Raw genomic sequence first — 25,943 nt, 5'->3', positions numbered from 1 at the left:
TAAAAAAAATAGTCTGATAAATATAGGTCTATGGTGTATATATGATCTCCTACAGTGATGGAAAATTAAAATTAGATTATTACAAAGCATCAGTGTTTTTGATGGGATTGTTTTTTATCTATTCTTATGTAGGGCTTTCGCCGTTTGCTGAGGCTGATTTTGATCTTCAACTTTCTGATACTGGCGGCGGAAACTTTCTCAGGCAGTTTGTCTTTGTTTTATTATTTTCTTTGACCTTTATTTGCTTCAGAAAACTGGGGGAAAAGCATGATCTGTATAAGATTGGAGGATATATTTTTCTTCTATTTTGGTGTCTTGCATCCGTTTTATGGGCTGAGGTTCCAGGTGTTTCTATAAGACGCACAGTTCTACTTTTTATCACATCATCAGTGGTCTTTATGCTTGTTAGCATTATTGATAAAGAGGATTTGCTGCGGTGTTTAGCGAAAGTGTATCTTGGAATGCTAGTCGTTAGCATTGTATCAATACCCTTGGTTAATGGTGCGGTTCATTCTAATCCGGAAATGTTTGATAGTGGTTTAGTTGGGAACTGGAAAGGGATCTACTCCCATAAAAATATAGCTGGGCCTGCAACTGCATTTGGAATCTTGCTTTTTTCATATATGTATATGAAAACCAAAAATCTTATTTGGGGTTTTGCAATATTTTGCGGGCTTGTTTTTATATATTTTACAAAATCAAAGACGTCCCTTGCCTTAATTATACCAAGTATGGTTTTTGGCATTGCCATGATGAAAGCATCTTCAAATTTTACGATTAGAAAAGTTCTATCATTAATGCTTTTTATTTTCATCGTACTATCGATAATTCTGCAGGGATTTATAGTTGATGGATTTGTTGAGCTTCTAGATGATCCTGAAGCTTTTACCGGTAGAGCAACCATATGGAATATTATGTATTACGCTCTCAAAGATAATTTTTTACTTGGTCTAGGTTATGGTTCAGTATGGCGTGTTGGCGATAACATGCTGATAACTGAATACGCATTTGGCTGGGTAGACTGGGTTTTTACTCTTACCCAGGGACATAATTCTTATTTAGATATCCTATTATCTATTGGAGTGGTTGGCTTCGGGATTAGTATTTTTGTTCTATTTATTCAGCCTTTTTATAAAATGATAGTCTTTGGAAGTAATAGCAGTTTTAGTTTTGTCTACTACTCATTGTTTTTCTTTTTTGTTTTTCATTCATTTTTAGAAACCAACTTGCTTTATGCAGATAAGGGACGGTGGTTGTTTTTCTTGCTGATATATATGGTTGTCATGCTTAAGTCTAGGGAGAAAGCTGGTGAGTGATCCTGTTTTTAGTGTAGTAATACCTGCATTTAATCGTTCGGGTACTATTGAAGAATGTGTAAAGTCGGTGCAGCAGCAGACACTCAATAATTTTGAGATAATAATTGTAGATGATGGTTCATCGGATAATACAAAGGATGTAGTAGAAAAACTATGTGAATCAGATTCTAGAATTACTTATGTATATCAAGATAATGGTGGCGGTTCTAAAGCGAGAAACACAGGAATAAAAATAGCTAAAGGAAAATATATAGCTTTCCTTGACTCTGATGATGTGTTTCTTAGTCATCATTTAGAACAAGCCCTACCTGTATTGGAATCCAAAGAAAATGTTTGTACCTATGCACAAGTAGTTGTGGACAGAGGTGATGGACTTACATTTTTAAAGCCAGGAAGAGAGATTAGGCAAGATGAGCATATTTCAGAGTATCTGATGTGTGATAGGGGCTTTGTTCCTACCATCACTTTCATTGTCCCCCGGGAATTGGCTTTAAGATCCTTATATGACGAAGAGATTAAGTCAGGTCAAGATTATGATTTTGCAATTAAGATCGTATCTAATGGTGGCTTGCTTACCATGCTTCCCTCGGCATCAGCTATATGGAATGACGGTTGGGATCCTGGCCGCCTTTCTAGTAAACCAAATCCAGATTTAAGAACTGGTTGGTTGAATCGAATTAAGCCTTTGTTAACAGATAAAGCTTACTGGGCTGAGACTGGATGGCCTGTGGCCAGAGCATACTCACAACAGGGAAGAAGGTTAAAAGGGCTTAGCCTTTATTCTAAAGCGCTGTTTAGAGGATGTTACAAACCCAAGATGGCCATTGTGATTTTTTTGCAGGTGCTACTGAGTAAAAGTGCTTATAGGAAGATGTCAGATGTGCTTGCCAAGTTTGGGATTAAGCCTTAAGCCAAAGGCATAGAGGGAAAGTTAGTGAGAGATTCAATCGAGTCATATTTAAATAATCATGCATCGTTAATCAAGTCATTCTGGTCCACGGGAAATTCAGAAGTTTTGGACTGTGGAACGCTACAAGATCACGCAGATTACATTTATGTACGGGCATTGCTAGGGGACAAGGACTGGTATTGTGAATCAGCATTAGACAAATATGCAGCTGTACTTATTGATTCAGCTTTCGCGGGACGCGTCGGTTGTCAGGAACACCTGTTACCACATATTTCAGCTTACGCACTGGCCTCGTTGAATTTGTTGGCTCTAGCCGGAGCGGATGTCAGGGGTAGAGTTCTGGGCAAGGTTCGGCTTGATTTGGATCTGCTTATAGATCGCCAAACTTATTTACCCAAATGGCCTGCTAAGTGGTCGCATCATACATGGCGGGTTAGCCACTGGATTGGTGGTATTCCATCTATCCTCCTTACGTTTGCCAGGCATGATCCTAATCGACAGATAGATGAGGCACTTGTTTGCAAGGTCCTTGAAGCATGTGACAAGGCTATATTGCAACCCAATACTGGATTGATGAAGGCTTATAAAAGTGAGCTGTTGCAGCAATGTTTTCGAGTTCTATACCGTCTTCGCCATAATCCTGAGCACGGCGATATTGGCGGATTGGTACATATTCATTGGATAAACCATGTGTTGGGTAGAAATTATATAGCGGCTGATAAGTTGATCGATAGGTGTATGGAGCATATGCAAGACGGACCTTTCCTAGAATCAGTACCCTATTGTTTAGACTTTGACTATATGCAACTTATTCGCACAGCTTTGGAACAACGCCCTGAAAAAGAATCAAACGCCATTACCTCCCGAGTTGAGATATTTAGACGCGACTTGGTTTCTTTTCTAGGAAACATACCCACTGAAGGTTATTCACTGCATAAGTTGCCTGGAGCACTGGCTACATATCATGAGGCTAATTTAATTTTAAACAGGGAAGCAGAGGAACTAAATATTAAGTCTGTTGATATTATAAAAATGGCTTATTGGCTGTAGTTCACCACCCGCATATATAGAGGATGTTTATGCAAAAAATTTGTATTGTTGGCCTTGGTTACGTCGGTTTACCTTTAGCTGTCGAGTTCGGGAAAAAATACCGCACTGTTGGCTTTGATATTAATAAGTCTCGTATTGATGAACTGAGGGATGGTATTGACCATACACTTGAAGTTACAAAAGCTGAGATTGCCAGTGCGACTTCTTTGAGTTTCACCTGTCAGGTAGAAGACTTAAAAGACGTGAATACTTTTATTGTTACTGTGCCTACTCCTATAGATGAGCATCGCCAACCTGATTTAACCCCTCTTATTAAAGCCAGTGAAACTATCGGCAAGGTGCTGAAGAAAGGCGATATTGTTATCTATGAATCTACTGTTTACCCTGGGGCAACGGAAGAAGATTGTGTTCCAGTACTAGAGCGTGTGTCTGGTCTGAAATTCAATCAGGACTTTTTTGCAGGATACAGTCCTGAACGAATTAACCCTGGTGATAAAGAACACAGGGTAACTACTATCAAGAAGGTGACTTCTGGTTCTACACCTGAAGTAGCTGAAAGAGTAGACGCTTTGTACCGCAGTATCATTACCGCGGGGACTCACAAGGCGAGCAGTATCAAAGTCGCCGAAGCCGCTAAGGTTATCGAAAATACTCAACGAGATTTAAATATCGCATTGATCAATGAATTAGCGGTAATTTTCAACAAACTAGGCATTGATACCGAAGAAGTACTATTGGCGGCAGGTACCAAGTGGAACTTTCTACCTTTTCGTCCGGGACTAGTGGGCGGGCATTGTATTGGTGTTGATCCTTATTACCTCACTCACAAAGCGCAAGCCATTGGCTATCATCCAGAAGTGATTTTGGCAGGTCGCCGTATCAATGATGGTATGGGTCGTTATGTGGTGAGTGAACTGATCAAGGCCATGTTAAAGAAACGTATTCAGGTCAGCGATGCGAAAGTTTTGGTTATGGGCTTAACCTTTAAAGAAAATTGTCCAGATCTCAGAAACACCAAAGTAATTGATATTATCAACGAGTTGCAGGAATACGACGTGCAGGCCGATGTTTATGATCCTTGGGTCGATCCAGATGAGGCTATGAGCGAGTATGAAATTAGACCTATCCAAGAGCCAAAGGCGGGTCAGTATGATGCTATTGTGCTGTGTGTCTCTCATAAGGAATTTAAAGAGAAAACAGTTCCTGAATTCAGGTCTCTGTTAAAGGAAAAAGGCGTTATCTATGATCTCAAGTATGTTCTGCCAAAAGGGACGGCAGATATTCGGTTATAGAAGAGGGCTCCAAGGCACTCTTCTTTCACTTCTTGTCATTTGTAGCCCGGTTTTCGGTGCTACAAGTGATTTGAAGAAAGCAAAAGAGAATTGGAAGACTTCAAACAGCTTAAAATACAAACAGAATAAGGAACTATTGGAAATACTAAGTGATGTCAAAGAAGACAGAGATAGGATATTTCCAGAGCTTCCCTTAGTAAACTCTTCCGGAAAGGTTCAAGCAGACTCAATTACTCGGAGTCTTTTTAAAATTAGGAAGTCGCTTTCTGAAAAGCTGAATGATGAACAAAAACAGAGCATCAGCGCAGCATTAGAAAAAATACTTGGTGAGTACAACACAGAAAGTAAAAAGGTTGGAAACTGGTGGCACTGGGAAATAGGCATACCCAGACAGATAAACCAAGTTTTACTGCTATCGCAGCCTTGGCTGGACAAAGATTTGTTTTCGCGTCTTTTGGCTGCCAGTCATCATTTTCTTCCCAAAGCAGAATTTCAAAACTACGGTAAGGCGTCTTCCTCAAAAGCATTTCACAATACAGGGGCGAATCGAGTAGATACAGTGTTAATTGTTCTTCAAAGAGCCTTATTAGAACAAGATGAGCTAGCGTTTAGTGAGGCGTTAGATAAGCTTTGGGAAGTATTTGAATATGTTGATTCCGGTGATGGCTTCTATAGAGACGGAAGCTATATTCAGCACAAAGACATTCCCTATATTGGTACATATGGTCTGGTTTTATTTGAGGGCGTAAATAGAATTTTTACGTTACTTCAAGGCACAAAGTGGCAACCGTCCTCGGCTGTCTATCATTTGATTCTAGATCGCTATCAAACACATTTACTGCCGTTCTTGGTAGAAGAGCGTTTGCTCGACGCCGTAAGTGGACGAGGGCCGAGCAGAGGCTGGGCACAGAGTAATCATAGAGGTAAGCAAGTATCTCAGTTGCTTGCAATCTTTAAGACGTTGAGTCCTCCAGATGTCGTTGCACGGATAGATTTAATACAAGAGGAAATGGAAGAGGCTGATAAACAATATAGAGCATTAATGTATCCATCTATGGACAGGTTTGTGTACCGTGCCCCCAATTATGCTTCAGCAATTTCTATGCATTCATCACGGACGGGGAATTATGAGTGTACAAATGGGGAAAACTTAAAAGGCTGGTATACCGGTGATGGTATGCTCTATTTACAGCTACACCCAGATGATTACATCGATTTCTGGCCCTTGGTTGATTCAACTTCTCTCCCCGGCACAACGACAAACGCAAAGGTTTACCCGCCATGTAAGGGACTAAGCAATATTTATAACAAACCTCAGAAGTCACAAGACTGGGTAGGCGGAGCCACTTTAGATGGCTATGCTGCAGTTGGAATGGACTATAGAAGTGTAGATGAAGAAGTCCAAGCTAGAAAATCCTGGTTCTATTTGCCTGACCTTGTTATCGCTTTGGGTTCAGATATAGAAGGTGCTTTGCAGACCAATGTCTTACAGAGGTTTGCAGATAAGCCCACCCAATTAAAATGGGAAGAATTGGATAATGGGAAGACGTTCTGGCTGGAAAATCTGGCATCAAATACTAGTTTGGGTGTCTACCTGCCCTATGAGCAAAGTGCCTCGTTTAAGCTAAATAAAATACAAGGCAGTTGGGAAGAGCTTAACCGATTTTCTACTCAGTACATGGAAGAAACAGAGCTTTCCAAGTGGAGAGCACGGTTTGATATTCTCCATGATACAGAGAAAAACAACTACGCCTATTTTCTGTTTCCTAATCAAGAGAAAGAAAGTTTTAGGTCTCTTTCAACAGAAAATCGCGTGAAAGTGCAGAGTCAATCGAGAAAGTCTCATTCCATTTGGATTGAAGAGGAAAGTACGCTGCTCGCAAATGTTTTTACAAAGGATCTTCTAGAAATATCAGAGTGGTTTGATATTAAAGGAGCTGTCAGTCTTGTGGTGAGGAAGACCGGAAATGTACTCGATGTCAGCATGGCAGATCCTTCAAGAAGCCAAGGTCATGTTGAGCTACTTTTTAAAAGTGACTTCTTACAGCAAGGTGATGGAGAGGGGAGGGCGAAAGTTAAAGATAATGCAGTGTTAGTTAACATGTCAGGACTTAATGGAAGCAGTCTGACACTTCGATTTTTGTTGAATTGATTCGTTCTTTTTTAAGAAGGTTAATACTATAAAGGAACTCATTATTAACCACAGACCTCCCGTTGCTGAATATATTCAAGTAGTGTGTTGCTGCATGCTAGTGGCAGCAAAGTCAGGATGGCTATAAAAAATACTTGTGAGTATTGCTATAGGTAAAAGTGAATGTGCTTTTTTGAGTTTTCACTTTTTACTAGTGGTTATTTTAGGCAAATCATCTAAGCAGGCTTTATTAACGAACAGTGTAATTGGGGTTTCCAGCAAAGTATTTTCTGACATTTGCAGTTTGGCTTTGTTATCGCGTTCCAGCCCGGCAAAGCTGATGTCGTCCAGCATCGCCATATACACTCTGTTTAGCAGAACCATCTGTAAGCCAGCTTGTACGGATTCAACATACACGATTCGTACTTCTGCATCTTCGAATTGCTGAACAAACTCTGAGCTTTCTCCTGTGCGTAGCAAAGCTACGCTTTTTCCCGCTAATTCGCTTAGTTGCTTCCAGCCGAATGAGGATGTTTGTGACAGCCTGACCAATCTGATTTTAATCGGCTGCTGGGACAACTCGACAGTGAAATAGTCCGAGGTCTTATTGGCCGGATAAAAGCTAGCGCACCAATGGCCGCTGTCGATACTTGCATAGGCCCGTTTGGGAGGCACAAAGAGTGGTTTCCATTGTCGCTGTGGGATGGCCGATTCCAATAATTCAAACGCCAAGCCACCATAAGGATGAGTAATGGTCGTAAAGGGGGGATATTCTACTGCCAGTACTTCAATGGACTGATACTGTGCCCGGAGCTGCCAGGAAGTGGTTAGCAACAAGAGGAAAAACAGGTGCTGTAAGGCATATTTCATGATTGCAGGCTAATCCACGGCATAATTTCGATGAGAGTCTTGTATAGCATAGCCAAGGATGAAGCGGCTATTCGACTTTAAAGGCAATCAATACAATTTGTTTATGAAAGGTCTGTCTGACCCGGCTATTAGTGGGGAGTCTGGGCAGTCAGAGAGGCTTTCAGGTATTTTGAGCTAGTATGGCGATAAGTCATACAAGTAAGCAATGACAAACCGAATACCAAAGGAAGCTGTACTAGCATCTTAGCGATATCATCGAACATAAGTTTAGCCAGCAGCATCTGACTGATATCGAGGAAGATGGGATGCACCAGATAAATCCCAAAGCAATAAGGGGCTAAAAAGCGAGTGTATGCGGCGAGCTTTTGATGAGGTCGTTTAAATAGATACCAGGCGCATACACTGGCTGCCAGCACCGGCAAACTCAAATACTGATAGCTATAGATGGCGCCCAATGCAGGGTATTCGCTAAGTTGAATATGTGCCAGACGGGCAATGATTACTACCATCAGCACAAAAGCGGCCAGCAACGCCAAACGCCCCTGATTACTGGGGCGTCCCCACATGGCGGCACCCAGCATAAACAATGGAATATAGCCGACAAACCACAATGGCCAGGGCCAGCCGTCACCAAACCATTGGAAGCCAAAAGTGTAGAGGGTTGACGCGACTACGGCCGTAGCGAGATAAAAACTCGGGGAAGGCGCATAAGCGGCTTTTAGCAACATCATCAACCAGCGAATCAGCGGCGTGGCGGCGTATAAGCCAACCAGCATAAATAAATACCAGAGGTGAAAGTAGGGCATACCGCCCAGCAGATTATCCAACAGCTGTGAAGGCGGCACAGGTTGGTGTTTTACCTCGCCTTTAAGCAGTGTCCAGCCACTGTAGAACAAAGACCACAAGAGCAATGGCACAGCAATACGGGCAACCCGCTTACGATAGAAATTGGCGACTGAATCAAGGGGAGGATGCAGTAGCAGGGCTCCCGAAAGCATCACAAACAGTGGAATGGACACTCGACTGAATGAATCGAGCAAGTTCGCCAGCCACCAGGCTCCGCTATCCAAAGGTAAACGACTGACGCCACTGGCACTGACATGCAAGACAATTACCGCAATGGTAGCAACTACCCGGATTTGGTCAGCAGAAAGGGAATACTGGTTGTCTTGCATGGTCTGTTTAGTGATTCAGTCCGTTGAGTCTGTGGGGTAATCCTCGGTTATTCTGCCAGAAGCCTTTCATTATCTCTATGGTGCCTCACACATAAGGGGCGAATTGGACATCATCAGCACGCGCTAGTCAGCATATTTTTAACGTAATTTTTTCATTCTATTCCCAAATTGCTTGTTTGGTTCGTTTTAACCAGGTCGGCGAATAACAGCGTTCGCCAATAATCCGTAAAACTTGAGAGAAGACCATGCATCAATGGAATCATAAAGCACACCGACTCAACCCTATTGTCAGCGTTCTGGCCCTGTCTTTATTGGCAACGGCGGATTGTCAGAGCCCGTGCCGTGATGACCTAAATGCGCGCACCAGCGCGTTGCTATAGACTGACATACGGGGCATATCAGTCTGGCATTGGATTGGTGTTATTAGGTCAACAACCCCTGGTTGTTAACCTCTGAATCAGCAGGCAATGCCGCTGGGCTAGCAGGGCTGTGGCTGATAACTTTGCGTTAGCTGCAGCTCAAGCCGGTTACGCAGCCATTGCTGACATTTGCCAGCTTCGCCTTCTCGTCGCCACATAATGTCCAGTGATTGTGGAAAGGATGTGGCCTGATGGTGGCTGTGCAGGTGCACTACTTGCCCGCTTTGCAGCTCTTTTTCTACCCATGGCAAGGGCAGGTCTGCCCAGCCAAGACCCATCCTCAGCATAGATAGCAGGGTCTCAGGTGCGTTGCAGTACCACGCATTGCTTCCACCTGGGCGGATACTCTCGCTGTGCGCTTGTGTATCAACAAACTTTAACTGCCGATGTTGCTGCAGATCCTGATCACTTAATTCCTTTAGCTCAACAAGTGGGTGATCGGCACTGGCCACTTTGGCAAATTGCACCTGTCCAATGCTTGTCACGCCGAAACGCGCTGCACTGTCGGGATGTCTGAGGCCAATGGCGAGATCCACTTTGTGCTCATCAAGCAACCTATAGGCGCCGTGTTGGGCAGCATGCAGTAATCGCAACGAAGTGCTGGGGAATTGTTGTTCAAAGTCATTTAGCAACTGCTTTATCTGCTGGTCGTTAATCAATTGGTTGTCATAGGCCAGGCCAATTTCCAGCTCAACTTTGTCAGCGAGGTTGCTGACCCGGTAACGAAGATGATTGTGGCTCTTTAGTACAGACTTGATGTCTTCCAACAGCGCTTGGCCTTGGCGGGTTAAGCGGGGTTCACGGGTGCTGCGATCAAACAAAGGTAAACCGGTGTCAGACTCCAGATTACTGATTAAGCCACTGACAGATGACTGCGCTTTACCCAACTTGCGGGCGGCGGCAGAAAAACTGCCGGTTTCAACGGCAGCCATAAATGCTTCCAACTGCTCCAACGAAAGTGCCATAAGTCCCTACTCCTTAGCTGACTTTACCCCTGGCAGGTAAAAATAATCGATTATTATTCGTTGTCGAATAAGTAATACTTTATTGTTTGTTGGCAGTAAGCGAAAGATATTCTCGATGGTCTGAACAAAAAAGGCCGCGAATTACGTGGCCTGCAGAGGCGTTAGGGGGCTGACCGCCAGACGTCGCGGATCTGTTCAATCAATTCAACACCTGCGCTGAAGCACAAACTATCTTCGGTTAAGGTATTTTCTCTGGTAACCCCATCAACACTGCCACGCTTCGACAGATAAGTGAGAATTTGCTCTGGCTGTATGCCTTCCAGTAAATCCACACCGCGAAGTTTACCCAACAAGGCAAGAATACCGTAGGCAGCCCAGTTTGATACATCGGCCACCACCAGTTCATCGCAACTGGTCACTGCCGGAACTATGTTGAGTGATTTCACCGCGTCCAGTACTTTCCCCATACCTATCTCGTTGCCACCGTCCCCGATAGCGATAGTTGGGCACTGGGAATCAATCAGAAAATAGTCATAGCAGGCACAGCGGTCACTGATATCTTCGCTGCGCATGTTGTAATAACGTCCGTCTGCACTAAGACCCGGACGTTCAATGGATATCACCAGACTAGGGGCATATTGCTCCAGAAGCTGACGGGTCTCACGGCGAGCTTCCGGGAGCTCATTGTCTCGAATCCGAATGCACTGATAGTCGCTGGATAAAGCGCTAAACAGCGGCTCGCCGCATACCAGTACAGGCTTGTAGCCGAGGGTTAACAGGGCGTTGTACAGTGCAACAGCGCCAACCGGGCCGTCTGTTTCAAAGGTGTCAGTGACCGGAAAACCTGTACCTATTAATACGGTGCCCGGATTATCGTTTAGCAAAGTTGCGGCACGCAACAAGTAGCCTGGCGACAATGCAGCCTGGAGGCTCTGCATTCCACGGATATTGCGCGCAACCAGCAGATCTTCTATCTGACGGCTAAGGTGAAGTAGAGCGTCACTCATCAAGTTCTTCCAGGTGTGTCAGCAAGCGTTGTTGGCGGGCATGGTGAAGCATAAGTTGATTATGCGCCTGCTCCAGGCTGATAAGTTCAAATTGGATATTTGCTCCGGGGCGACACTGGCCCAATCTGGCGCAGTCTAGGGACAGTACAGAACCCAGTTTTGGATAGCCGCCGATGGTTTGGCGGTCATTGAGTAATACTATGGGTTGCCCGTCAGCAGGAACCTGTACAGCACCCAAAGCAATGCCTTCTGACAGCATGCTAGTGGTATTGCTGGCAACACTAGGCCCTTGCAGACGATAGCCCATACGGTCGGCTTGGTTACTGACCTGGTAGGTACTGCTAAAAAACACCGCCCGGCTGGTGGCAGAAAACGCCGCATATTGGTAAGCGGGAATCAAACTTACTGTGATGTTGTGCTGGTATTGGGGAATAGCAGATTCTGGCAGTTTTTTGCGCACAGCCTGTTCAACCGCTTCGCCAATAGGCAATTCATCACCTGCATTCAGTTTACCGCCCTTCAATCCACCAATGCCTTCACGCACAACGGTGCTGCTACTGCCAAAGGCGGGGCGGATGTCAAAGCCGCCATGAACCGCCAGGTAAGTGCGCAGTCCGGCTGTTTGCATACCAAGTTCTATGTGGCTACCGGCTTTGATCTTGATGCTCTGCCATAGCGGTTGCGGCTGTTCATCGACTGTTAGTTCAAGCGGTGCGCCTGTGACGCAGATAAGTGCATCCTGACGCGCTTCAAGCTTTAAGCCACCCATGGTGACTTCCAATGCCGTGCATTGCGCAGTATTACCCGCCAGAATATTTGCCATACCAAAAGCAAAAGGATCCACCGGTCCACCCTGGGTCAGACCCAGGCCAGCCTGGCCAAAGCGACCAGCGTCGGTGAGCAGGCTCATCATGCCCGGCTTCAGTACCCTAAACATCAGCTAATGCCTCCTGCCAGCTGTGAAAGATCGCCACCCAGTCCAACAAACTCATCCTGACTGATCGCCACAAAGCGCACTCTGTCACCCACTTGCACTGGCATATGGGGCTCGCTAAGCGGATTGAACATGGGCGTTGGGCATAAACCTACCAGATTCCAGCCGCCAGGCGACATGGCCGGATACACCGCAGTCTGACGATCAGCTATGGCTACCGCGCCTTTAGGAACTTTCTTGCGGGGCGTGGCTAAACGTGGTGCAGCGATACGTGCATCCACTTCACCCAGATAAGCAAAACCTGGTGCAAAGCCTATGGCATAGACCCGATATTCCTGCCCTTGATGGATGTCGATTACGTCCTGAACGGACAAACCAGCGCGCTGTGCCAGTGCTGATAAGTCAGGGCCGCTTTGCTCACTGTAGTAAACCGGCAATTCAACCAGCTTACCGGCCAGACTGCTGCTTTGCTGTGGCAGGCTGAGTACTTTTTGAAGCAGGGCCCTGGCCTGAAAATGATCAATCTGCAGGCAGTCATATTGGATCAATATGGAGTTGTAAGAGGGCGTAACGTCCACCAGGTAACGACCAAACACCGTTCTTAAGCCAGGCAGTAAGGCTGCAATCTGGTTTGCTACGTCGGGCCCGGACTGCTCTGCCACATAGAGTATCAGGCAGTTCTCGCCCGCTGTCTGGATCATCGGATACTGGCTCATCGTGGCAACAGATCCCGGATCTGTCTGACCATGGCCAGAGCATGGGGATTATCACCATGCACACATAACGTATCAGGATTTAATGCCAGCTTACGGCCGCTTTGGGTGATCACTGTGCCTTCCGCTGCCAGCAATTTCACTTGCTGCAGGGTTTGCTCGGTATCCAATACAGCATCCGGCTGACTGCGAGGGGTGAGATGGCCGTTGTCCTGATAACGTCGGTCAGCAAATGCCTCAAACAACAGCGGTACTTGTCCAGCCGCCTTTTGATATTGATCGGACTCTGCAGTAGCAAGAATCATCAACTTCAGTTTGTGCGGGAAGCTGTCAATAGCCTCAACTACTGCTTCAAATACTGCGGGCTTGGCCATCATGTCGTTGTACAAGGCGCCGTGAGGTTTTACATAACTCAGTTGCATGCCATGTACTGTGGCCATGGCACTGAGTGCGCCAATTTGGTAATGCAACAGGTTGATGATTTCCTGACGGGTGAGTTGCATAGAACGGCGCCCAAAACCCTGTAGATCCAGATAAGCGGGATGTGCACCTATGCTGACTTGATTTTGTTTCGCTAACAGCAGGGTGCGATGCATCACATCCGGGTCACCAGCATGGAAACCACAGGCGATATTGGCCTGATCGATGAAGGGCATCACCTGGTCATCCAGACCCATTTTCCAGTTGCCGAAACTTTCACCTAGATCGCAATTCAGCAGCATACGTCACCTACAGGATAGATAGTCGGCTGTTAAGCAGGTCTGTAACCAGCATGCAGCCAGGGCTATGAGTAATGCAAAATGGCGGTTTGGCATGGCGAATGGCCATTTGTGGTGTCACGCCGCATGCCCAGAAGACCGGCATTTCACCCTCTTTAATACTGACTGCATCGCCAAAATCCGGCTTGTTGATATCCGCAATGCCGATTTGGGCCGGGTCACCCAAATGAACAGGCGCACCATGTACAGCAGGAAAGCGACTACAGATCTGGATAGCACGGATGGCATCGGCTGCTTTCATCGGCCGCATACTGACCACCATGTTGCCTCCGAAGCGCCCGGCTGGTTGGCAGGCAATATTGGTGCGGTACATGGGCACGTTTACTTTTTCAGTAATGTTGCGAATTTCCAGGCCGTCAGCCAGTAAGGGCTCTTCAAAGGAAAAAGAGCAGCCGAGCATAAATGTCACCAGGTCATCGCGCCAAAAGTCGAGAAGATCGTGAACCCGCGCTTTGTGCTCCCCGTGCTCAAAAATTTCATAGGCAGGTACATCGGTACGGATATCCACATCCTGGCCAACCTGCGGCAGCATAAAATCCCCAGGCTTGTCTGCCATGCCTATCAGCGGGCATGGCTTGGGGTTTAACTGACAAAAGCGCAGAAACTCATTGGCATAATCGGCCGGTAAAATCGCCAGGTTGCATTGTACATACCCGGCAGCCAGCCCAGATGTATTGCCCTGATGCAGGCCCTGACGAATTTCCTGGCGCAGCTGATAGGGATTTAGCGTGGCTTTGAGTTGAGCAGACAATACATACTCCTGATTGAAAAATGGACGACCAAATTATGGGCCTGACCGCGACTGGCGGCAATATACCTCAATTCTGACGCTTTCCTGCCTTGTGACCATTGCTTGTTTTTGCTCGTCGCATAACCCCCATGCATGGGGGAAGGAGGATTGGGGCCTCCAGGTTATGTTGTTTCAATTGACTAGCATTGCCTCTGACAGCAACCTCACTGGCTTTTGATGAGTTTTCATGCGTACCGGTAAAAAAACAATTAGGAATAAAATATTTCATAAACTTGCAATATTTTTATGTTTAATTATTCTTGTCATGTTGTTGTTTTGATAAGCGGTTCAACCGGGCTGGATGCTCAGTTGATTCCGCCCCCTTGCCCTCTCGGGGCGGCTTGTTCGAATCTTCGCGCTGCCGCCCTTTTTTCTTTATCTCTCATACTATTAGGCTGAAATCATTAGTTGAATGAATTTCAAATGTAGACTAATTGGTTATCAGTACACCAACACAAATCCTGGATACCTTTAGGAGATAGTATGAGGGACAATCAGCCTGTTACCCAGAGAGACTACGCGATTCCTGCCGAGTATCGCCTCATTTCTGGCACTGACCACCGCGGTATCATACAGCATTGCAATGATGCTTTTGTCGAAGTGAGTGGTTTCACCCGTGAAGAGTTAATTGGCAAGCCACACAATATCGTTCGGCATCCGGATATGCCTGCCGATGTGTTTAAGGCCATGTGGGCAACTATTTCTGCGGGACGGATCTGGATGGGATTGGTCAAGAACAGACGTAAAAATGGTGATCACTACTGGGTAAGTGCTTTTGTTACCCCCATTTTTGATGGCGACCAACTGGTGGGATATGAATCAGTACGCATTTCTGCCACGTCCAGTGAAAAGGCACGGGCAGAAGCCATGTATCACCGGATTAGGCAAGGGAAACCACCGCGCCCTGCCTGGGACAAGATTCTGGCTCGCGGGGCGGCTATGATGCCGAGTGTTCTGCCCGGCATCATAGCCAGCGCAGTTGTTTGGGTGATGGCCGATTGGCAGGCAGGATTGGTGGTATTGGCATTGACCTGCGTTGCTGCTTGGTGGAATAGGAATGCCGGCAGGCGAGATTGGCAGTCGCTGCTGGATATCAGTCCAGATTCATTTTCAGATCCGTTTGTGGCAGAAACCTACTTCAACGATGTGGGGCTGCAAGCTCAGGCTAAAATGGCATTTGGCTCGGAACTGGCCAGAACCCGCACAGCCTTAACCAGAATTGCCGATGCCGCAGGTGTTCTTGAAGGTATTGCGCATCAGACGCATAGCGAGTCAGATGCTGCAGCCAAATCGAGTGATGCGCAGAATCAGTCTACCCAACAAATTGCCTCGGCGATCACTCAGATGTCCACCGCTATCCAAGAGGTATCAGCCAATGTTCAGGCTAATGCAGAAAATGCCAGGCAAGCGCTACAAAATGTGCGTGACGGCGGCAAACTGGCCAATGATGCAAAACGTGCAATAGATGAACTTAGCGGTTCCGTCAGTGATATTGCCAAGACTGTGCGTGAATTAGCCGAATCCAGCAGTGAGATTGGTCAAGCGGCCAGCCTTATTTCAACAATTGCTGAGCAAACCAATTTGTTGGCGCTGAATGCAGCCATTGAAGCGGCCAGGGCCGGTGAACAGGGCAGAGGATTTAGTGTTGTGGCGGACGAGGTTCGCTCTCTGGCGATGAAAACCCGGGAATCCACAGACAAAATTCATGGTATTGTCTCGGTGTTGAGTAAACGGGCTGAGAATGCTGTGACTGTTTCAGGTAAAGGAGAAGCCGCGGCAGCCAAAGGGGTGGAAATCGTTGATCAGACCAGGGATGCACTTGACGGGATCAGCGAAGCTGTTGGCAGGATCACTGAACTGACAGATGAAATGTCGGCAGCGGTGGAAGAACAAAGTTCTGTTGCTGAGCATATCAATCAGCAGGTGGTTGGAATTGCTGACAGTGCCAGGTTAACTCGCGAGTCGGCCGAGAATTCACTCAATGCCAGTGAAAGATTGATGAAAACCGTTACATCGGTGCGCGAAATTATCCGGCGTTTCAGTGTAGGAACTATTGGAAAGTAAAAATTATCTTATGTCTCTGTAGGTAATATCGGAGTTCACTATTGCCGCTATTTTGCGGGCTGGACGTGCCATTCAAGCCTGACGAGTTTGGACGCTCTGTTATCAGCTTATCCTGCCCCTCGCTTTCAGTCTTGGCGGGAGCTTGTTAGTTTGGCTACTTTATCTCAAGTCGGGCAACCATGCCCGACGACGTCGCCTCAATACTGAAACCATTTTTCCAGTAGTACTGGGAGGCGATAGTGCTTTGGTTGCGGTTGATAAATAATTCATCATCCAACTGCCGTGGCAAGCTATCGTCGTTTTGTATGGCAGATGATTGTTGTAGTGGCTCTATAAGTTCTTCACAACGTCCTTGATACAAAGCGTTATTAAAATGTCCATCAGAGGCAATAAACTGATTATCTGAGAAGCGGCGGTCGCGATCCTGACCGAACAGCCACATGCAGGCAATCATTAGTGATAGAGACGCACTTGAGATTGCCAGCACGGTGAATAGGAAACGTTTAAGTGCCTGGGCAATTTTTTGATGGTCTTGCTGCATAACACATCCTCTGTATCAGACTTTCCAGAACCAGCCTCGCTTGTACATCCAATGCATTACTGTATAAGACAGCGCCAGGAAACACAGCGCAAAGGCTAATGAACCGTTGTAGTTACCAAACAGGGGCTGAAATACTTGTGTGTATAGCCACCCCTTAAGACTGGTGTCACCCACGCTTAACATCAGCAACACTCTGGCAACGATGGCAGCAAACATATAAAACGCAATGGCATTTGCGCCGAATACGACAAAAGGTGCGGTCCATGCCTTTATTCCTTTGTGATCGATAAGCCACAAACATAAGCCCAGGGTTAAACAGGCAAAACCTGAAGACAGTAAGACAAAACTGGGAGTCCAAAGGGCTTTGTTGATAGGTAGCAGACTATCCCAGACTTCGGCAACTAGCACTGAAGCTAAACCTACAACCAGTAATCCGCTTATGCGTTTTAGTAAGGCGATTTTGTCGTTCATCAAAAACTGCCCGGCTAACACGCCTGTCAGGCAGCCTGCAATTGCAGGCAAGGTACTGAGTATACCTTCAGGATCCATGACAAAAGGTGCGGCTTTCTTGTCGTACACATGAGCAGCACCCAATAGCCACTGATCCAGCCATGACGCCAGATTGTTGCCGTAGTCATACAGCCCCTGATATTGGTTTCCGGCTGTGTCACTGTATGGCACAAACGCCAGCATCGCCCAGTAACCAAAGGCCAGCAGCAGGGCCCAGATGGCGCGTCCTGCGGTGCGCCAATACAGCACTATCAGGACGGTGAAGAAATACACCAGACCAAGCCGCTGTAATACGCCGGGTATGCGCATGGAGAGCAAACGATCGTTTATCCAACTGAAGGATGGGTCGCGGAAATTGTAGAAAAACAAGGCGAGGAACCAACCCAGTAAAACCAACTTAGTCATGCGAATAAAAGCATGCTTGATGATAGGAGCGCGGGCATGGCCGGCGGCCAGTTGGCGGTCAATGGCAATTTTGATTGACAAGCCAACAATAAACACAAAAAACGGGAAGATCAGATCTGTGGGTGTCCAGCCATGCCACTGCGCATGTAGCAGGGGCGCATATACGTAACTCCAACTGCCGGGATTGTTGACCAGAATCATGGCCACTATGGTTAAACCACGAAAGGCATCAATAGCCAGTAAACGATTAGGCGGCAGGCCCTGCAGAATGCCGTTAGCGTAGCGACTTAGCATGGAAGATCCTCATTATTATTCTGTATTCCGGCAACCTGAAGGTCGGCTCAGTAAAGGTCAGATATTATTGACCTGAATGTAAAACCGGGCCAACAGGATAGGAGGTATCCCAGTTAGCCCGGTTAATCTACACATAAGATGGAGGCTCAGTCTTGCTTCACCGACACTGGTAAGTGGCCGGTGGCGGTTATTTTTCCGGACAGGAAGCGAGCCAAAGTCTCAAATGCTGGACCATAGATCTGTGGCTCAGCCTCTGTACCGGGGATCACATAGCTGTTGTAAGCATAAGTAGCCAATACCAAATCGGCGTCCTTAGCCAGGCGAGCCGTTTCATAGGGGGTGCGCAGGCTGACAAAGGCAACGGCTTTGTTCTGGCTTTTCGCCTGTTTGATCAGGGCCGGAATTAACGCCTGCTGGGCCTGGTGATCCAAGGCATCGGCTTTTACCAGGCTCATGTCTTCCATGCCGCCACGCTCTACTGCACTTTGGGCAGGTGTGATACTGGCTATCAGCAGCAAATCGGCATCTGCCATTTGCGACTGATTTAGCTCGGCGTCGAAGCCTTGCAGGCTGGCACAGCTGGAAGATAACGAAGGCAAATTGCGGCGCAGGGCCTGTTGCATGGCCAAACATTTGCTTCGGTCAGGCATAACCAGATGCAGCGATTGGATCTTGTTAACCACTGAATCCTGAGTGCCACGAATCAGTGTGAGTGCATCGTCACTCAGTGCTTGTTCAAGAGCCTTGTGCTCATCTGCACCCACTACAGCTTCGGCTTTGGCAATCGCGTCGGCTTCGCTTGCTTGGTCCAGTTTCACATAACGGGCTTTGCTGGCTCTGATTCGCTCAGCAGAGGCATGTACTTCCTCGGCCGATAATTCGCCAGACTTGATGGCGGCCATCAATGCCTCGATTAATTCTGGCAACTGCTTCAGCTCTTCCTTGCTGTGCAAACGCACCGGCATCAGAACCATATCGGTACCGGCCTTAAAGGTTTCTATCACCGCCTGGGTGGGTTCAAAGAAATGCGAAATGCCGGCCATGTCCATGGCATCCGTCACAATTAGCCCTTTAAAACCCAATTCACCACGCAGCAGGTCTGTCAGAATGGCCCGAGACAAGGTAGCCGGGCGTAATATTAGTTCACCGGTTTTGCTGACTAGCTTGGAATCATCCAGGGCAGGGTACTGGATATGCGCTGTCATGATGGTTTCCACCAGACCTTGCTCTATGGCGCGACGGAACGGCAACAGATCAACTTTGTCTATGGTGGCACGGTCATGTTCCACCAGAGGCAGGCCGGTGTGACTGTCCACAGCGGTATCACCGTGTCCGGGGAAGTGTTTCAGTGTGCCAATTACCCCTTGTTCCTGCATGGCTTGCATCTGAGCAATGCCCAACTTAGCAACCAGCGAAGCATCTTCACCAAAAGAGCGCACATTGATGACCGGGTTGTCTGGATTGACGTTGACGTCCACTGTAGGTGCATGGTTTACATTAAAACCCAGGGATTTTAGCTCTTTACCTAACACTGTGCCGGTCGCTTTGGCATACTCCAGACCGTGTTTCTGATATGTAGCGCCGATGGCCATGTTACCGGCAAAGGCAGTGCCTAAATGACGCGGCACCCGGGCAACCCGCCCGCCTTCCTGATCCAGGCTGATAAACAAAGGTTGCTGGCTTTTTGACTGGCTGGCGGCCAATTGCATGGCGCGATTCAGTCTGACCATTTGTGGCACGTCGGTAAGATTCTCGGCAAACAGAATAACGCCACCTACACCGGTATCGCGAATCAGACCGGCCAAGTCGTCAGGTAGTTCGGTCATGGGGGTGCGGCATAAGCCTTTTTCTGGTGCTTGCTCACAATAGTAACGCAGATCGATCATTATCTTCTGCGCCAAGTCATCGCGAAGTTGCGCATCGCTGAGTTTAGCGGCAGGCTGAGAAACTGGAGAACAAGATGTCATGGTTAAGATAGTCGCCACAATACAAATGAGTTTGCCGCGCTTAAGGCGACGTCCGATTGGATACATAGATACTCCCGTTGGAACTTTATCACTCCCGGTGCCGACAGCAAACTTTACGGCAAGACCAGTGAAAAGAATAATTTTTTACTGGCTTTCGGAATTAATTATTCATTAGAATGAAATCATATCAGTATAAAAAATTACATCAATGGAAAATCCTTATAAGGTATTTCCAGATTAAGTGCGATAAGCGAGGTTCGAATGCATAGCCAATTTGCCTGGCAGGACTGGCTGGTATTTGCCGCCTATTTTGTTGTGATGGCCACTACCGGCTGGTACTACAGCAGACAGAAGGCGGCTACTACCGCCGACTATTTTCTTGGCGGAAATAAAATGCCCATATGGATGGTTGCCATCTCTGTGCTGGCTACATCCCAGTCGGCCGCCACTTTTCTGGGGGGGCCGGATCAGGGATATCGCAACGATTTTAGTTATCTTGCCACCAATATCGGCGCCTTTATTGCCGCTTTTGGTGTGGCGATATTCTTAATCCCGCGTTTTTATCAATTGCGGGTCACCACAGTATACGAACTGCTTGAACAGCGCTTTGGCGCATCGGCCAAGCGTCAGGCCGGTATTATGTACCTGTTCGGTCGCGTGTTTGCCAGTGGCGCCAGATTGTACATGGCTGCCATAGCCGTCGCCATGATTCTGTTTGGTGATATCCAGGCTGGCAGTGTTATCAGCGCTATTGTTATTTTGACGCTGGTGGGGCTGGCTTATTCCTTTGTGGGGGGCCTGAAATCCGTTATCGTCAGTGATGTGATTCAGTGTGCCGTTTATGTAGGGGCTGCGCTATTCGTTATTTATTTTCTGGCGGTCAGCATCCCGGCCGATTGGTCAACCATCATGGATGCACTGGCGAATCCAGCAGACCGTGAAATGTCAAAGCTGACCTTGTTTGACTGGCGTTTGGACTTTGGCCCTACCGGAGTCTTTACCGTTTGGTCGGCCATTACCGGCTTTGTGCTGCTTAACATCGCCGCCTTTGGTCTGGATCAGGACATGACGCAGCGCATGCTAAGTTGTAAAGATGCCAAGCAAGGGGCATCTGCCCTGATTTGGTCGGTGGTGATGGTTATCCCGGTGATGGCGCTGTTTATTATTATTGGTTTGCTGCTGTATGTGTTCTATCAGCGCCCTGACTTGATGATGACAGATGCCGGACAGCCCATAGTGCAAAGCTTCGAAGGTGAGCAGATCACTATCTTTATGTATTACGTGTTGAATGAAATTCCGGTGGGGGTCAGAGGATTAGTAACGGTCGGCGTGATTGCCGCTGCATTATCTACTTTGAACTCCGGTCTGAATGCCATGTCATCCGTATTGGTTCAGGATTTGTATCGCCCCATGAAAGAAAAGCGCGGCGAGCATAGCGAAGCGCACTTTGTCTGGGCCGGCCAGATGGGCATGGTGGTCGCGGCGGTGGCGCTGTCGGCTATGGCTATTTTGTGTTTCTACTGGCAACAATATTCGGATATGCCGCTGCTCGCCTTTGCCCTCTCAGTGATGGTCTTCTCATACAGTGGCTTGCTGGGCGTTTACTTCACCACCCTGTTTACCAAAGGCGGTAGCCCGCGTTCGGTACTGGCAGCCTTGATAACAGGTTTTATGGTTACGCTGGCGATGCAACCCTATATTCAAGGCCTGCTGTTACCTGAAAGCTGGCAGTTTAACCTTGGTTTCACCTGGCAGTTGTGCATCGGTACCGCTATTGCCTTTACGGTTTGTTGGGCGGGCCGCAGTCAGCAATCGCCAGCGCAGGTAAGCTGACATGCAGACTCAGTATATTTTAGGTATAGACGGCGGTGGTAGTAAGACTCTGGCACGATTGGAGCATCTTGCCAGTGGAAAACAATGGGAAGCGCGTGGGGAAGCCTCATCGCTGAGCCTGGGTGTACCCCAATCGGTAGCTCGCATTCTCTCCCTGGCCGAAGAGCTGGCCGAGCAGGCTGGTTGCCGCACCCAGGATATAATTGCTCTGGCCGGTCTGGCCGGAGCCGGGAATCCACGTTTTTGCGCCGATGCCATGGCGGGGTTTTCCGGGCATTTTAAGCATATAACGCTCTGTTCTGATGCGCGAACCTCGGCCTACGGCGCCAACCTTGGTGAGCCGGTGGTCGTGGTGGCCTTGGGAACAGGATCGGTGGCCATGGTGCTGGATAACCATGGCGGAGAGCGCCAAATTGGCGGTTGGGGACTGCTGGTCGGCGATCAGGGCAGTGGCGCTCGCTTGGGCGTGAATGCGGTAACTTCCTTACTATGGGAACTTGATTTACACGGTGGTCATGCTGAATCCAAGCTGGGCAAAATGCTGAAGTCTCAACTGGGGCAGGATAAGCCGACTATTTTGCAATGGCTGGCTGCCGCTACCCCAACCCATTACGCGGCTTTGGTACCCATGGTACTTAGCCTGAAAGACCAATGTGCGGTAGCAGGACAGCTTTTTGCCGCGCATTTACAGGAAGTGCAGCGATTGATTGCGGCCAGTCGCCAGCATGACCAGGATTTGCCGCTGGTACTGACCGGCGGGCTTGCCGAGCCAACCATCATGGCCTTAGCTGCAGATAAAAACATGAATTTAATTCGTGCGCGTGGGACTGCCTTGGATGGCGCCTGCTTGCTGGCGCGGAAATCTGACGACGTTACTTTGAACAATGAGGAAGCCAAATAGATGGCATCAACCCAAGATAAGCTGAAAAACGAATCCGTTTTGCTACAACAATTGGATCAAATGGTTTCTGAAGGACGCAACCCTGAAACCTATGACATAGATTTGCTAAGCACCGAAGAGATCCTCGACAAGATCAATCAAGAAGATCAGAAAGTGGCGCTGGCGGTTCGACAAACCATTCCTTTGGTGGCCCAGGCAGTAGATAAGATTGTCGAGTCCTTCGCTAAGGGCGGGCGACTGATTTACATTGGCGCCGGCACCAGTGGTCGTCTTGGGGTGTTAGATGCGGTGGAATGTCCGCCAACTTTTAGTGTCTCGGATCAGCAGGTCATTGGCATTATTGCTGGTGGTGAAGGTGCTATGTACAAAGCGGTGGAAGGGGCGGAAGATGACCCTGAACTGGCCATCAGGGATTTACAGAAAGTTGGCCTGAGCGGCAACGATGTGTTGGTAGGTATTGCCGCCAGTGGTCGTACACCTTATGTGATTTCAGCTTTGCAATACGCCAAGCAACTCGGCGCACCGGCGATCAGTGTCACCTGTAACCCCAATTCGGCAGTCACCCAGGAAGCCGATATTGGTATTTGTGCCACTGTGGGCCCCGAGGCATTAACCGGCTCAACTCGGATGAAATCGGGCTCGGCGCAGAAAATGGTACTGAATATGCTGACCACCACAGCCATGATCCGCAGCGGCAAGAGCTATGAAAATCTGATGGTGGATGTGAATGCCAGCAATCAGAAGCTTTATGCCCGCGCTATTCGTATCGTGATGCAAGCCACTGACTGTGATCATGAAACTGCGCGTGACGCTCTGGCGAAAACGGGCTTTAAGGCGAAACTAGCCATTTTACACGTTCTGACCGGTTTGGAGCGTGAAGAAGGCCAGGCGCTTTTGGACAAACAACAGGGCTTTTTGCGTAAAGCCGTTGAGTCTGCAAGAGGTCAGAACTGATGTTTAAGTGGCTGGTTACCTTGTTGATGGCAACGAGCTTGGTGGCTTGTTCCAGCCATAACACTGCGCCGACCGATAACTTTATGGTGGGCGCTGAGCGTGATGGACTGTTTTTACCCAAACTGGCCGGTAAGCGGGTCGGTTTGATTGTTAACCAAACCTCTGTTGTTGGTGAGCAGCACCTGGTGGATCTGTTGCTGGAAAAAGGGGTAAAGGTTCAGCGCATCTTTGCCCCAGAGCATGGCTTTCGTGGTGACCATGATGCCGGTGCCAAAGTGGACTCATCCATTGATGCAAAAACCGGTATTCCACTTTACTCCATTTATGGCAAAACCCGTAAACCTGAAGCCGAAGCCTTAGCCGATTTGGATGTCATTCTGTTTGATATTCAAGATGTTGGGGTGCGTTACTACACCTACATCAGTTCCATGCACTACATGATGGAAGCGGCTGCTGAAGCAGGCCTGCCCTTTATGGTGTTAGACAGACCTAACCCCAACGGTGATTACGTTGATGGTCCTATGCTTGAGCCGGCATTTCGTTCTTTTGTGGGAATGCATGAGATCCCCTTGGTGCATGGTCTGACCGTGGGTGAACTGGCCCATATGATTGTCGGTGAAGGTTGGCTGGAAACGGATAAATCCCTGGCATTAACCGTTATCCCTATGCAGGGTTACCGTCATGATATGCGTTATGAGCTGCCTGTCAGACCCAGTCCGAATCTGCCCAACTATGTGTCAATCCGCCACTATCCGTCGCTGGGCTTTTTTGAACCGACGCCGGTGAGCATAGGGAGAGGGACAGATTTCCCCTTCCAAGTGATTGGCCATGACAGCTTGTTTGTGAGTGCCGCCGAGCCATTCAGCTTTGCGCCTCGTTCTATTCCGGGGGCGTCTACTCATCCCAAGTTTGAAAATGTCACAGTGCAGGGCATGGATTTACGTAGTATTGAAGCCAAAGGCTTAAACCTGAATTATCTGGTTGAATGGCATCATAAATTTGCCAAGGCAGGTGAGACCTTTTTCACCAGTCCGAGCTTTATGGACAAACTGGCCGGTACTGACAAACTGCGCCTGGCCCTTGCCGAAGGCTTAAGCGAGGCGCAAATTCGCGCTCAGTGGCAGAGTGATTTGCAGCGGTATATGAAAATGCGTCAGGGCTATTTGCTCTACCCCTGAGGTTGTTTGAATAGGCAAACAGGTATCCAGGCTGGATACCTGTTGAACCCTTTAGCGGCCGCTGGTGCGGAACTCGCGTATGGCCTGGTTGGAAACTTCGAGTAGCTTCCGACCCTTTGCGGAAGACTGGGTGAGCAGGATAAACAAGGTGTCTATCACAAACTCTTGCGCCGTACGCGCGAGAATAGAAGATAAACGCGCCGAGTTTTCGTCAGACACAGTGTAGAGTTTGACGTCGGCTAGTTTGGATATGCTGTTGTTGCCATAACCGGTGAGGCTGACAATTGTTACACCATGTTTTTTGGCTAGTTCAGTGACGGCAACTTCTTCACGGGTTTCCCCCGATTCACTGATAACAAACAGCAGATCCTTATTGGTATAGTTGGCAACGTTGGCCATTTGCACATGGTTATCGCTTTCCGCGAAGGCTGACATACCGAGTTTTTGCAGTTTAAACGACAAATCCCGGCCGACTAACGCTGAACCGCCCACGCCGCATATGAGTATGCGATTGGCTTTTTGCAGCATGGTCTGAGCTTGCTCGTAGGTGGATTGCTCATTGACACTTTTGGTATTGGTCAGCACGGCAACTTTGCTGGAGAGTAATTTTTCTGCGACAGCAGAAAAGGTGTCATCCAGGGATATCTGTCCATGAAGTCTGGGCGTGTCATTTTGCTGAGCGGAGCGCAAACTGTCGTTAATGGCAAATTTAAAGTCCGGATAGCCGCGATAGCCGAGTTTTTGGGTAAATTTCACCACACTGGATTGACTGACGCCGGCCTGCTGAGCCAGCTTCTGCGAGGATAAGTCGCGGATGCTCTCTGGATGGGACAAGATATAGTCCGCCAGGGCCAATTCACTGGTGGAGAGGTTGTCGCGCATGGCTTTGATTTTTATGAATGTTGACATGAAGCGCCACTCTGAAAGGTCAATAATAAGCTATTC

22 protein-coding genes are annotated in these 25,943 nt (G+C 47.9%); 10 read left to right on the top strand and 12 right to left on the bottom strand.

Annotation, left to right across the window (positions count from 1 at the left end):
- Positions 1-41 precede the first annotated feature (41 nt).
- The 5 genes from J0A65_RS10130 to J0A65_RS10110 are packed head-to-tail and all read left to right on the top strand — an operon-like array spanning position 42 to position 6,720.
- Positions 42-1,316: an O-antigen ligase family protein gene (locus J0A65_RS10130; RefSeq protein WP_206594063.1), complete on the top strand. Its 1,275-nt coding sequence runs from the start codon at positions 42-44 to the stop codon at positions 1,314-1,316.
- A complete protein-coding gene (locus J0A65_RS10125; protein ID WP_206594062.1) occupies positions 1,309-2,226 on the top strand; it encodes a glycosyltransferase family 2 protein in 918 nt (305 codons plus the stop codon). Before J0A65_RS10130 ends, J0A65_RS10125 begins: the two co-directional genes overlap by 8 nt.
- Positions 2,227-2,250: 24 nt before the next feature.
- Positions 2,251-3,276, top strand: coding sequence for a hypothetical protein (locus J0A65_RS10120; RefSeq protein ID WP_206594061.1), 1,026 nt, complete (start codon positions 2,251-2,253; stop codon positions 3,274-3,276).
- 29 nt (positions 3,277-3,305) lie between these two features.
- Entirely contained in the window at positions 3,306-4,568 is a 1,263-nt protein-coding gene (gene tviB, locus J0A65_RS10115) for a Vi polysaccharide biosynthesis UDP-N-acetylglucosamine C-6 dehydrogenase TviB (RefSeq protein WP_232849862.1), read from the top strand.
- Positions 4,519-6,720: a polysaccharide lyase family 8 super-sandwich domain-containing protein gene (locus tag J0A65_RS10110; protein ID WP_206594059.1), complete on the top strand. Its 2,202-nt coding sequence runs from the start codon at positions 4,519-4,521 to the stop codon at positions 6,718-6,720. The genes tviB and J0A65_RS10110 overlap by 50 nt, the downstream gene beginning before the upstream one ends.
- Positions 6,721-6,900: 180 nt before the next feature.
- Here the strand turns inward: J0A65_RS10110 and J0A65_RS10105 are convergent, their stop codons facing one another.
- The 8 genes from J0A65_RS10105 to J0A65_RS10070 all read right to left on the bottom strand — a co-directional run bounded on the left by J0A65_RS10105 (position 6,901) and on the right by J0A65_RS10070 (position 14,312).
- Positions 6,901-7,569 carry a type 2 periplasmic-binding domain-containing protein gene (locus J0A65_RS10105; protein WP_206594058.1) on the bottom strand — a complete coding sequence of 223 codons (669 nt, stop codon included), beginning with the start codon at positions 7,567-7,569 and terminating at the stop codon, positions 6,901-6,903.
- 128 nt (positions 7,570-7,697) lie between these two features.
- Positions 7,698-8,744 carry an acyltransferase gene (locus J0A65_RS10100; RefSeq protein WP_206594057.1) on the bottom strand — a complete coding sequence of 349 codons (1,047 nt, stop codon included), beginning with the start codon at positions 8,742-8,744 and terminating at the stop codon, positions 7,698-7,700.
- Between the two features lie 478 nt (positions 8,745-9,222).
- Complete coding sequence (locus tag J0A65_RS10095; RefSeq protein WP_206594056.1) at positions 9,223-10,128, bottom strand: LysR family transcriptional regulator; 906 nt, start codon at positions 10,126-10,128, stop codon at positions 9,223-9,225.
- Between the two features lie 161 nt (positions 10,129-10,289).
- Positions 10,290-11,135: a DUF4392 domain-containing protein gene (locus tag J0A65_RS10090; RefSeq protein ID WP_206594055.1), complete on the bottom strand. Its 846-nt coding sequence runs from the start codon at positions 11,133-11,135 to the stop codon at positions 10,290-10,292.
- Positions 11,128-12,072 (bottom strand): 5-oxoprolinase subunit C family protein, encoded by a 945-nt coding sequence (locus tag J0A65_RS10085; protein ID WP_206594054.1) that lies wholly within the window; start codon positions 12,070-12,072, stop codon positions 11,128-11,130. The genes J0A65_RS10090 and J0A65_RS10085 overlap by 8 nt, the downstream gene beginning before the upstream one ends.
- Positions 12,072-12,770, bottom strand: a complete 699-nt coding sequence (gene pxpB, locus J0A65_RS10080; protein WP_232849861.1) for a 5-oxoprolinase subunit PxpB — start codon at positions 12,768-12,770, stop codon at positions 12,072-12,074. Before pxpB ends, J0A65_RS10085 begins: the two co-directional genes overlap by 1 nt.
- 11 nt (positions 12,771-12,781) lie before the next feature.
- Positions 12,782-13,504, bottom strand: coding sequence for a 5-oxoprolinase subunit PxpA (locus J0A65_RS10075; protein WP_206594052.1), 723 nt, complete (start codon positions 13,502-13,504; stop codon positions 12,782-12,784).
- Between the two features lie 7 nt (positions 13,505-13,511).
- Complete coding sequence (locus J0A65_RS10070) at positions 13,512-14,312, bottom strand: putative hydro-lyase (RefSeq protein ID WP_206594051.1); 801 nt, start codon at positions 14,310-14,312, stop codon at positions 13,512-13,514.
- Between the two features lie 522 nt (positions 14,313-14,834).
- On the opposite strand from J0A65_RS10070, the gene J0A65_RS10065 reads away from it, so the two are divergent.
- On the top strand, positions 14,835-16,415 hold the full coding sequence (locus J0A65_RS10065; RefSeq protein ID WP_206594050.1) for a methyl-accepting chemotaxis protein: 1,581 nt from the start codon (positions 14,835-14,837) through the stop codon (positions 16,413-16,415).
- Between the two features lie 154 nt (positions 16,416-16,569).
- Here J0A65_RS10065 and J0A65_RS10060 read toward each other — a convergent pair whose 3' ends face one another.
- The 3 genes from J0A65_RS10060 to J0A65_RS10050 all read right to left on the bottom strand — a co-directional run bounded on the left by J0A65_RS10060 (position 16,570) and on the right by J0A65_RS10050 (position 20,198).
- Positions 16,570-16,956, bottom strand: a complete 387-nt coding sequence (locus J0A65_RS10060; protein WP_206594049.1) for a hypothetical protein — start codon at positions 16,954-16,956, stop codon at positions 16,570-16,572.
- Between the two features lie 15 nt (positions 16,957-16,971).
- Positions 16,972-18,165 (bottom strand): acyltransferase family protein, encoded by a 1,194-nt coding sequence (locus J0A65_RS10055; RefSeq protein ID WP_206594048.1) that lies wholly within the window; start codon positions 18,163-18,165, stop codon positions 16,972-16,974.
- Between the two features lie 146 nt (positions 18,166-18,311).
- A complete protein-coding gene (locus J0A65_RS10050; protein WP_232849860.1) occupies positions 18,312-20,198 on the bottom strand; it encodes a glycoside hydrolase family 3 protein in 1,887 nt (628 codons plus the stop codon).
- 195 nt (positions 20,199-20,393) lie between these two features.
- On the opposite strand from J0A65_RS10050, the gene J0A65_RS10045 reads away from it, so the two are divergent.
- From J0A65_RS10045 to J0A65_RS10030, 4 genes are read left to right on the top strand one after another with little or no spacing between them, the layout of a single operon-like run.
- Positions 20,394-21,965 carry a sodium:solute symporter gene (locus tag J0A65_RS10045; protein ID WP_206594047.1) on the top strand — a complete coding sequence of 524 codons (1,572 nt, stop codon included), beginning with the start codon at positions 20,394-20,396 and terminating at the stop codon, positions 21,963-21,965.
- Between the two features lies 1 nt (position 21,966).
- Positions 21,967-22,866: a glucosamine kinase nucleotide-binding domain-containing protein gene (locus J0A65_RS10040; protein WP_206594046.1), complete on the top strand. Its 900-nt coding sequence runs from the start codon at positions 21,967-21,969 to the stop codon at positions 22,864-22,866.
- Positions 22,867-23,820, top strand: a complete 954-nt coding sequence (gene murQ, locus J0A65_RS10035; RefSeq protein WP_206594045.1) for an N-acetylmuramic acid 6-phosphate etherase — start codon at positions 22,867-22,869, stop codon at positions 23,818-23,820.
- Positions 23,820-24,998 carry an exo-beta-N-acetylmuramidase NamZ family protein gene (locus J0A65_RS10030; RefSeq protein ID WP_206594044.1) on the top strand — a complete coding sequence of 393 codons (1,179 nt, stop codon included), beginning with the start codon at positions 23,820-23,822 and terminating at the stop codon, positions 24,996-24,998. The genes murQ and J0A65_RS10030 overlap by 1 nt, the downstream gene beginning before the upstream one ends.
- 51 nt (positions 24,999-25,049) lie before the next feature.
- Here J0A65_RS10030 and J0A65_RS10025 read toward each other — a convergent pair whose 3' ends face one another.
- The gene (locus tag J0A65_RS10025) at positions 25,050-25,907 is read right to left on the bottom strand and encodes a MurR/RpiR family transcriptional regulator (protein WP_206594043.1); all 858 of its coding nucleotides are present in this window, start codon (positions 25,905-25,907) and stop codon (positions 25,050-25,052) included.
- Between the last annotated feature and the right edge of the window lie 36 nt (positions 25,908-25,943).

It is taken from the genome of Bowmanella yangjiangensis, assembly GCF_017255015.1.
GTDB lineage: Bacteria > Pseudomonadota > Gammaproteobacteria > Enterobacterales > Alteromonadaceae > Bowmanella > Bowmanella yangjiangensis.
This window is presented reverse-complemented; position numbering and strand designations above follow the sequence as displayed.